Here is an 8,858-nt window from a genome sequence, read left to right as displayed (position 1 = left end):
AAATGGGTATAAGAGACAGCGCCGGCCCGGCGCGGATGCGGGCCCTGCGGCCAGGGCCGGTGGCCGGACAGCACGGTGAAACGGTCCCCGGCCGCGGCGAGCGCCGGGTTGGGCGTCTCGAAGTTCGGGGTGCCGGGCAGCACATGCTCGCGGACGGCGAGCGTGGCCCGGATCAGGCCGGTGACGCCGGAGGCGCGGTCCAGGTGGCCGATGCTCGGCTTGAGGGAGCCGAGGACGCACGGGGTGTCCCGGCCGGCCGGGAACACCTTGTTCATCGCGGTCAGTTCGATGGCGTCGCCGAGACCGGTGCCGGTGGCGTGGCACTCCACGTACCCGACGGTCTCCGGTTTGACGTCGGCGACGGCGAGCGCCGCGTCGATCACCCCGGCCTGGCCCTCGACGCCGGGGGCGGTGTAGCCGACGCGTGCGGGGCCGTCGTTGTTGACGGCCGAGCCGAGGATGACGGCGTGCACCACATCGCCGTCGGCGAGGGCGTCCGTCATCCGCTTCAGCGCCACCACGCCGACCCCGCTGCCCATGACGCTTCCGTTGGCGGCGGCGTCGAAGCTGCGCACGGTGCCGTCGGGGGAGAGGATGCCGCCCTGCTCGTACCGGTACCCGGCGGGCTGCGGCAGCGGCAGCGCGGCCCCGCCGGCCAGCGCGGTGTCGCATTCGAAGGTGAGCAGGCTCTGGCAGGCCATGTGCACGGCGACCAGCGACGTCGAGCAGAACGTCTGCACGGTGACGCTGGGCCCGCGCAGCCCCAGCTTGTACGCCACCAGGGAGGTCAGCGAGTCGCGTTCGCTGCCGGCGGCCAGCAGCAGATGGCCGCCCGGTTCGTCGTCGAGGCCGGCGAGGTTGTCGCGCATGTAGTCGGGGAAGCCGCAGCCGGCGAACACCCCGACGGGCACGTCGTGTTCGGTGGGGCAGTACCCGGCGCTCTCCAGGGCCTCCCACGCGCACTCCAGGAACAGCCGGTGCTGCGGCTCCATCGTCTCCGTCTCGCGCGGGCTGAAGCCGAAGACGCCGGCGTCGAACAGGTCGATCCCGTCGACCGGGCCGCCCACCCGCACATAGGCGGGGTCGGCGGTCACGGCCGGGTCGAGGCCCGCGGCACGCAGCTCGTCGTCGGTGATCTCGCGCAGGCCGGGCATCCCGTCCAGCAGGCGTCGCCACAGCTCGCTCACACCGGAGGCGCCCGGGAACCTGCCGGACATTCCGATGATCGCGACCGCGGACTGGTAGTCGGTCTCCGTCACGTTGGACCTCTCCGGTCGGGGGTTCGGTTCAGAGCAGGCGGCTGCGGCCCCAGCCGCGGGACAGCCGGTGGACGGCGAAGACGCCGAAGACGGCGCCGATGGCTAGGCACACCCAGGCGCAGCGCAGCGTCTCGCCGACGTCGCCGCGCACCGCGGACTGGATCATCGTCAGCCCCCAGTAGCCGGGCGAGAAATGGGCGACGGGCACCGCCCACGAGGGCATCAGGCTGACCGGTACGACGGCGCCGCCGAGGGAGCTGACGATGATGGAGCCGAGGTCGGTGGCCAGGTGCAGATCGCCCCGGCTGCGTACCACCGTGGCCAGGGCGGAGCCGATGGCCAGCAGGGTGAAACCCCAGACCATGATGGCCAGGGCGATGTACAGCAGGGAGCCGGGCACCGGCAGGCCGATGATCAGGCAGCCGTAGAGCAGCAGGACGAGCTGCTGAAGGACCAGCGCGACGAACACCGGCACGGTCTTGCCCAGCAGCAGCTCCGTCCGGGTGGCCCGGGTGACGCGCAGCCGGTCCCAGGTGCGCCACTCGCGTTCCAGCAGGATGGAGTTGCCGACGATGGCGAGGGCGAACACGGAGAACATCACCAGCGGGCCGGTGACGGCCTCCAGGGTGCTGCCGTCCAGGGCCTTCACGTACAGCGGTTTGAAGACCAGCATCAGCACCATCGGGACGACCATGTAGCTGATCAGCTGGCCGGGGTCGCGCAGCCGCAGAACGATGTTGTGCTTGATCAGGACGCCGGTGCGCAGCAGCGCGTCAGTCATCGTCCACCGCCAGGGATCGGTAGAGGTCGTCGAGGGAGGGCTTGCGGACGTCGACCGCGGTGACGGGACGGTCCGCGCGGGCGAGCAGGTCGACGAGCGTGCCCGTCGGGTCGTCGGTGGACACGCACACCTCCTTCTCGTCGGCGAAGGTCACCCGGACCTCTCCGGGCAGCTTGTCGAGCAGTTCGACGCTGGTGCCGCGGGCGATCACCCGGCCGGCGCGGGCGACGGCGAGGGTGGCGTCCAGTTCGGTCAGCTCCGGCAGGTAGTGGGTGGTGTAGACGACGGCGGCGCCCTCGCCGGCCCGGTCCCGGATGACCTCGAGGAGGGCCTGCCGGGTCTCCGGGTCGGCGCCCGCGGTGGGTTCGTCCATCAGCAGCAGCACGGGCCGGTGGATGAGGGCGACGGCCGCCTGGGCGCGCCGCTGCTGCCCGCCGGAGAGCACACCGACGGGCCGGTCGCAGAACTCTCCGAGCCGCAGCGCGGTGACGAGCCGGTCGATCTCCTGGCGCAGCGCGGCGCGGCGCAGCCCGGCGAGCCCGCCGAACAGCCGCAGATGCTCGCGGACGGTGACGGGCCGGTACAGCGAGATGTGCTGCGGGCAGACACCGACGTCGGAGCGGGCCCGCGCCGGGTCCCGGCCGCCGATGGTGACGGTGCCGGCGTCGGGGCGGATCAGGCCGGAGACGATCTCGACGAAGGTGGACTTGCCGGCACCGTTGTGGCCGACGAGGCCGACGATCTCACCGGCGTCCACGGTGAGCGAGAACCCGTTCAGGGCCCGCACCTCGCCGTAGCTCTTGGTGACTTCAGCCGCTTCTAGCATGGGCGGACTCCCGTGGGTCGGGCCGCGACCGGCGCGGCCGGGTGCCGGATGTGCGGCGGTGCCGGCGTCTTCACACCAGCACCTCGGCCGGTTCGGCGTGGCTGAGGAACGCGGTGGGGCTGGCGGTCAGCCCGTAGGCGCCCGCCTGGTACACCACGACGAGGTCGCCGACGTCCGCGCGGGGCAGTTCCACCGCGTCGCCGAGCAGGTCGAGCGGGGTGCACAGACAGCCGACGACGGTGACGGGCCCCTCGGCCGGCTCGTCGGGGCGGGCCGTGGACAGGGGGTAGTTGCGGCGGATGAACTGCCCGAAGTTCCCGGACGCGGCGAGCTGGTGGTGCATGCCGCCGTCGACGACGAGATAGGTGGTGCCGCGGGACTCCTTGCGGTCGACGACCCGGGTGACGTACACCCCGGCCTCCCCGACGAGGTAGCGGCCGAGTTCGATGTGGACGCGGGCCTGCGGCAGCCGGGGCCGTACGCGCTCCTCCATCAGCGTCCGCAGGTTCTCCCCGATCCGCTTCAGCTCGACGGGCCGGTCCTGGTCGAAGTAGGGGATGCCGAAGCCGCCGCCGAGGTTGAGGTAGCGCACGGGTCCGGGTGCCGCGTCGGCGAGTTCGAGCAGCAGCTCGACGGTGTGGCGCTGCGCCTCGCAGATGCTGTCGGCGCGCAGGTTCTGCGAGCCGGCGAAGACGTGGAAGCCCTCGAAGGAGAGGTCGCCGAGACGTTGCAGCAGGGCGGGCACCCGCTCGGCGTCCACACCGAACTGCTGCGGCCCGCCGCCCATGCGCATGCCGGAACCGCGCACCGAGAACGGCGGGTTGACCCGCAGCGCGACCCGGGGCCGCATCCCGAGCCGTTCGCCGGCGCGGGCGACACGGGCGAGTTCGTTCTCCGACTCGGCCTCGATCATCACGTCGGCGGCGACCGCCTGGGCGAGTTCCTCGTCGGTCTTGCCGGGCCCGGCGAAGCTGATGCGCCGGGCGGGCAGCGCGGTGTCCAGGGCGTGCCGCATCTCCAGCGCGGACGCCACGTCGAACCCGTCGACGAGGCCGGCGAGATGGGCGAGCAGCGCGGGCATGGGGTTGGCCTTCACGGCGTACTTCAGCCGTACGTCGTCGGGCAGGGCGTCGCGGACCTGGGCGACGCGTTCGGTGATCAGCCGCCGGTCGTAGGCGAAGAACGGGGTGGAGCCGACGCGCGCGGCGAGCCGCTCCAGCGGGACGCCGCCGACGGCGAGCATGCCGTCGGCCCGTCCGAACAGGTCGGGTCCGGTGCCGGGGGCGCTCACGCGGTCACCGTCCGGCGGGTGGCGACCCGGTCGAACTTGCCGTTGGGCGAGACCGGAAGGGTGTCGAGGAAGACGACGCGGCGGGGGATCATGTAGCGCGGCATGCGCTCCTCCAGGGCCTTGCGCAGATCGCTCTCGGTGGTGTCCCCGGCGACGACGAGCACGGCGTGCTGGCCGAGCCGCTCGTCGGGCACGCCGAAGGCGACCGCGGCGGTGACCAGTCCGGTGGCGTAGGCCGCCTCCTCGATCTCGGTGGGGCTGACCCGGTACCCGGACGTCTTGATCATCTCGTCGTCGCGGCCGACGAAGTACAGGAATCCCTCCTCGTCGCGGTAGGCCCGGTCACCGGACCACACGGCGGTCTCGGCGCGTACGGCGCCGCCGCCGGCCCCGCCGCCCGGTGCGGGCCGGAACCGCTGCGCGGTGCGCTCGGGGTCGTTCCAGTAGCCCTGGGCGACGAGCGGGCCGCGCTGCACGATCTCGCCGTGCTCGTACGGCTCGCAGGGGGTGCCGTCCGGACGGACCACCATGACCTCGGCGTTGGGGATGGCCTTGCCGATCGAGTCGGGCCTGCGGTCCACCTCTGCGGGGTCGAGGTAGGTGGCGCGGAACGCCTCTGTCAGCCCGTACATCAGGTAGGGGCGGGCGGCCGGGAACAGCTCCCGCAGCCGCTCCAGCGTCGAACGGGGCATCCGCCCGCCGGTGTTGGCGAAGTACCGCAGGTGGCGGGTGGCCTCCTCGGGCCACCGGCAGCCGGTGAGCTGCATCCACAGCGGCGGCACCCCGGTGATCCCGGTGACCGCGTGCCGGGCGCACAGCCGCACCAGGTCCACCGGCAGCAGATAGTTGGCCAGCACCAGATGCGCCCCCGCGTACAGGGCGGTGGTGAGCTGGCTGAAGCCCGCGTCGAAGCTGAGCGGCAGCGCGGCGAGGACGACGTCGTCGGCGGTGTTCTCCAGGTACGTCGCCACGCTCTCGGCGCCGGCGAGGAGGTTGCGGTGGGTGAGGACGACGCCCTTGGGGGAGCCGGTGCTGCCGGAGGTGTACAGGATGGCGGCGAGATCGGTCTCCACCACCGCGGGCAGCGTCCGCCCGGCGCCGAGGGCGGGCAGTTCGGCCCAGTCGACGAGGGGCGCGGGACCGGTGTCGCCGGCGGGCGGCGGTCCGCCGACGACCACGACGTGCTCGACCGACGCCCTGTCCTCGATCGCGGTCCGCACGGTCGGGTACCGCTCGGCGGTGGTGATCACGACCCGGGCCGTGCAGTCGCCGACGACATGGCCGATCTGCGGTGCCTTGGACACCGGGTTGACCGGTACGAAGACACCGCCGGCCGCGGAGACGGCGAGCAGCGCGACGACCGTCTCGATGCGTTTCTCGGCGTACACGGCGACCCGGTCGCCCCGGTCCAGCCCGAGCCCGAGCAGGCCGGCCGCCGTCTCCGCCACCCGGCGGCGCAGCTCGGCGTAGTCGACGGTGGTGTCCTGCCAGGTCAGCGCGGGCCGCTCGGGGTCGCCCCGCAGGAGGAGGCCGTCGACCGAGGTCGGCACGGACGGGCGGGCCGCGTCAGTCATCGCCGTGCTGGTCGTCGGAGAGGACGCCGGCGACGGTCTGCCACAGCGATCCCACGGTGGCGAAGGTGTCCTGGTTGAGGGCGTCGTCGGGGAACTCCAGGTCGTAGCCCTCCTCCAGGGCGGCCAGCAGCTGGACCACGCCCATGGAGTCCAGGCCGAGCGCGGCCAGCTCGTGCCCGGCGTCCAGCTCGCCGGCGTCGGCGTAGGGCAGGAACGGCCGGATGAGGTCCTGGAACCGCTGCGGTATCGCTGTTGATGCAGGCATGTGTCACCTCGGGGAGAGATCTGCTCGGAACAGCGGTGCGCGGGTCGGTGCGACCCCGTCCCTCCCCGCCGTCCACCGCGTCGACGGACGCTAGGGCGGACAGCTTTCGGTGACCTATCGGTGGTCTATCGCCGCTCGGGCGGCGAATGCGCACGGTCTGCGGGGTTGTGCGCTTTTTGTCAGGGTCGGACGGGCTGACCGGTACGACAGGGCGGCGATGGCCGGTCTCCCCAGCATGGTCCCGAGCCCATGCGGCATCTCGCCCGTGGGCGTCGTCGGGAAGAGGGGAGGCCAGGATGACGTCGGCGAGCGTGCGCACACGGTTCGGTCCGCCTTCGGAGCTGGACGAACGGGTGATCGGCGTGTACTGCCACACCGTTCAGCAAGGAGGGCTGCGGTCGGTCCGGTCGGCGGCCGAGGCCCTCGGCATGGACGTCGGCGACGTGGCGGGGGCCGCCGCCCGGCTGGTGGAACTCGGCCTGCTCAGAACCGACCCGTTCACCGAGGACCGGCTCGTCCCGGTCGCCCCCCGGCAGGCGTCGGCGGTGCTCACCTCCACCGTCGAACGGGAGATCTTCGCCCGCCGGGACCTCATCGACCGGCTGCGCGACCGGCTCGACCGCATCGCCGTGCCCGACCCGCGCCCCGCCGAGCTGCCCGTGGGCTCCGTCGACCGGATCTCCGGCCCCGCCGAGATCCGCGGACTGCTGAAGCTGACCGCGGACCTGTGCCGCGAGGAGGTCCTCGTCCTGCGGGCCGGGCAGGACGGCGGCGACGCCCTGGACGACTTCCTCTCCCTCGCCGGCGGGCTCGTCCGGCGCGGCACCGCCGTCCGGGTGCTCGGCACCCATCTCAGCCGCGCCGGGTTCGCCGACCGCGCCCGCACCGCCCGGCTGGTCGAGGACGGCGTCGCCGTCCGCACGGTGACCCGGCTGTCCCGCACGGCCGTGGTCTTCGACCGCGCGCTGGCCCTGGTCCTCGGCGACGACGAGGACGGCGAACCGGTCGCCTGGCGGGTGCGGGAGGACCATGTGGTCCGCTTCCTCGCCGACCTCATGGACCAGCTGTGGGACGGCGCGGCCCCCTGGACGCCCGGCGAGGCCGGCTACGGGGAGGCCGCGCACGACCTGCGGTACGACATCGCGCGGCTGATGGCCGAGGGCCACACCGACGATGTCGTCGCCCGCAAGCTCGGCATGTCGGTGCGCACCTGCCGCCGCCATATCGCCGCCCTGCTGCGCAGCCTCGACGCCAGCAGCCGTTTCCAAGCCGGGGTGCAGGCCGCCCGCCGGCTGATGATCGAAGGGGCCTAGCCGCCGTGCCCGACGGATACTTGCGCTTTCCCACCATCGCGGGCGACACGGTCGTCTTCACCTGCGAGGACGACCTGTGGCGGGTCGACGCCCGCGGCGGGCCCGCGACCCGGCTCACCGCCCAGGTGGCCGAGGCCTCCCGGCCCGTGCTCTCCCCCGACGGCAGCCTCGTCGCGTTCACCGGCGCCGACGAGGGCCCCACCGAGATCTGTGTGATGCCCGTGGCGGGCGGCCCCGCCGAACGCCTCACCTACCAGGCCGCCACCTGCCATCCCGTCGGCTGGGACGGGACGACCGGCGAGATCCTCTACGCAGGCACCGCCGACCAGCCACCGAATTTCGGCCACCGCCTGTTCGCCGTGCACCCGGACGGCGGCCCGCCCCGCCCCCTGCCGTACGGCCCGGCCACCGCGCTGACCCGCGGCCCCGACGGCACCGTCGTGGTGTGCCGCAACGCCACCGACCCGGCCCGCTGGAAACGCTACCGGGGCGGCGCCGCGGGCGAGTTGTGGATCACGGACCCCGGCTCCGCACGGCCGCGCAGGCTGCTGGACCTGCCCGGCAACCTCGCCCACCCCTGCTGGGTCGGCGACCGCGTCTACTTCGTCTCCGACCACGAGGGCACCGGCAACGTGTACTCGTGCCGTCCCGACGGCACCGGCCTCGTCCGGCACACCGACCACAGCCGCTTCTACGTCCGTCATCTGCACGGCGACGGCACCCGGCTGGTCTACCAGTGCGGGGCCCGCCTGCACCTGCTCGACCCCGACCGCGGCCCCCGGCCCCTCGACATCACCCTGGCCAGTTCCCGCCCCCGGCGCGCCCGGCGCCACATACCGCCCGCCGACCATCTCGACGTGCTGCGGCTCAGCCCCGACGGCACCCGGCTCGCCGTCGTCACCCGCGGCAAGCCGTTCACGTTCGCCCACTGGTCCGGGCCGGTCCGCCGGCACGGCAGGGCCGAGGGCGTCCGCTACCGGCTGCTGGACTGGCTGCACGACGACCGCCGGCTGATCGCCGTCGCCGCCGACGACAGCCCCTTCGAACGCCTCACCGTCCTGGACACCGACGACGGCACCGAGACCGACCTGGACGTGGGCGACATCGGCCACATCACCGAACTCCTCGCCTCCCCCGCCTCTGACCTGGTGGCGTTCGCCACCAGCCGGCAGCGGCTGTACACCGTCGACACCGGCACGGGCCGGCTCACCGAACTGGACCGCGCCCGCCACGACCGCATCGACGACCTGGCCTGGTCGCCCGACGGCCGCTGGCTCGCGTACACCCGCCCCGACAGCCCGCGCACCACCGCCATCGGGATCGCCGACGTCACCACCGGCACGACCAGCAGGATCACCCGCCCCGTCCTGCGGGACATGCGGCCCTGCTTCGACCCGGACGGCCGCTACCTGTACTTCCTCGGCCAGCGCGCCCTCACCCCCGAGTACGACCAGGTCGAGTCCGCCGTCGGCTTTCCCTTCGGCACCCTGCCGTACGCGGTGACCCTGCGCGCGGACACCCCGGCACCCTTCGTCCCCCGCCCCGAGAC

Annotated in this window: 8 protein-coding genes; 2 read left to right on the top strand and 6 right to left on the bottom strand. The window is 73.3% G+C overall.

Annotated elements, in window-relative coordinates; all coding sequences use genetic code 11:
- The 6 genes from MTQ10_RS23660 to MTQ10_RS23635 form a co-directional block, all read right to left on the bottom strand.
- On the bottom strand, nt 1-1,259 hold a 1,259-nt coding region (locus MTQ10_RS23660), incomplete at its 3' end, for a polyketide synthase (protein WP_247472139.1).
- Between the two features lie 28 nt (nt 1,260-1,287).
- Complete coding sequence (locus MTQ10_RS23655; RefSeq protein ID WP_247472137.1) at nt 1,288-2,040, bottom strand: ABC transporter permease; 753 nt, start codon at nt 2,038-2,040, stop codon at nt 1,288-1,290.
- Complete coding sequence (locus MTQ10_RS23650) at nt 2,033-2,866, bottom strand: ABC transporter ATP-binding protein (protein ID WP_247472136.1); 834 nt, start codon at nt 2,864-2,866, stop codon at nt 2,033-2,035. Before MTQ10_RS23650 ends, MTQ10_RS23655 begins: the two co-directional genes overlap by 8 nt.
- A 70-nt stretch (nt 2,867-2,936) precedes the next feature.
- The gene (locus MTQ10_RS23645; protein ID WP_247472135.1) at nt 2,937-4,157 is read right to left on the bottom strand and encodes a pyridoxal-dependent decarboxylase, exosortase A system-associated; all 1,221 of its coding nucleotides are present in this window, start codon (nt 4,155-4,157) and stop codon (nt 2,937-2,939) included.
- Nucleotides 4,154-5,731: an acyl-CoA ligase (AMP-forming), exosortase A system-associated gene (locus MTQ10_RS23640; protein WP_247472134.1), complete on the bottom strand. Its 1,578-nt coding sequence runs from the start codon at nt 5,729-5,731 to the stop codon at nt 4,154-4,156. Before MTQ10_RS23640 ends, MTQ10_RS23645 begins: the two co-directional genes overlap by 4 nt.
- Nucleotides 5,724-5,996 carry a phosphopantetheine-binding protein gene (locus tag MTQ10_RS23635; protein WP_247472132.1) on the bottom strand — a complete coding sequence of 91 codons (273 nt, stop codon included), beginning with the start codon at nt 5,994-5,996 and terminating at the stop codon, nt 5,724-5,726. The genes MTQ10_RS23640 and MTQ10_RS23635 overlap by 8 nt, the downstream gene beginning before the upstream one ends.
- 296 nt (nt 5,997-6,292) lie before the next feature.
- Here MTQ10_RS23635 and MTQ10_RS23630 point away from each other — a divergent pair, with 296 nt between their 5' ends.
- Nucleotides 6,293-7,309 (top strand): helix-turn-helix transcriptional regulator, encoded by a 1,017-nt coding sequence (locus MTQ10_RS23630; protein WP_247472131.1) that lies wholly within the window; start codon nt 6,293-6,295, stop codon nt 7,307-7,309.
- A 5-nt stretch (nt 7,310-7,314) separates the two neighbouring features.
- Nucleotides 7,315-8,858, top strand: a 1,544-nt coding sequence (locus tag MTQ10_RS23625) for a S41 family peptidase (protein ID WP_441351004.1), incomplete at its 3' end; no start/stop codon positions are given.

It is taken from the genome of Streptomyces sp. XM83C (assembly GCF_023072675.1).
GTDB classification, from domain to species: domain Bacteria; phylum Actinomycetota; class Actinomycetes; order Streptomycetales; family Streptomycetaceae; genus Streptomyces; species Streptomyces thermocoprophilus.
The sequence above is the reverse complement of the archived record's forward strand: the minus strand, read 5'-3'. Positions and strand labels throughout refer to the sequence as shown.

Bases quoted from the DNA above. Each gene is read 5' to 3' on its own strand.
- MTQ10_RS23655 (WP_247472137.1), bottom strand. From the start codon at position 2,040: ATGACTGACGCGCTGCTGCGCACCGGCGTCCTGATCAAGCACAACATC.
- MTQ10_RS23650 (WP_247472136.1), bottom strand. From the start codon at position 2,866: ATGCTAGAAGCGGCTGAAGTCACCAAGAGCTACGGCGAGGTGCGGGCC.
- MTQ10_RS23640 (WP_247472134.1), bottom strand. From the start codon at position 5,731: ATGACTGACGCGGCCCGCCCGTCCGTGCCGACCTCGGTCGACGGCCTC.
- MTQ10_RS23635 (WP_247472132.1), bottom strand. From the start codon at position 5,996: ATGCCTGCATCAACAGCGATACCGCAGCGGTTCCAGGACCTCATCCGG.
- MTQ10_RS23630 (WP_247472131.1), top strand. From the start codon at position 6,293: ATGACGTCGGCGAGCGTGCGCACACGGTTCGGTCCGCCTTCGGAGCTG.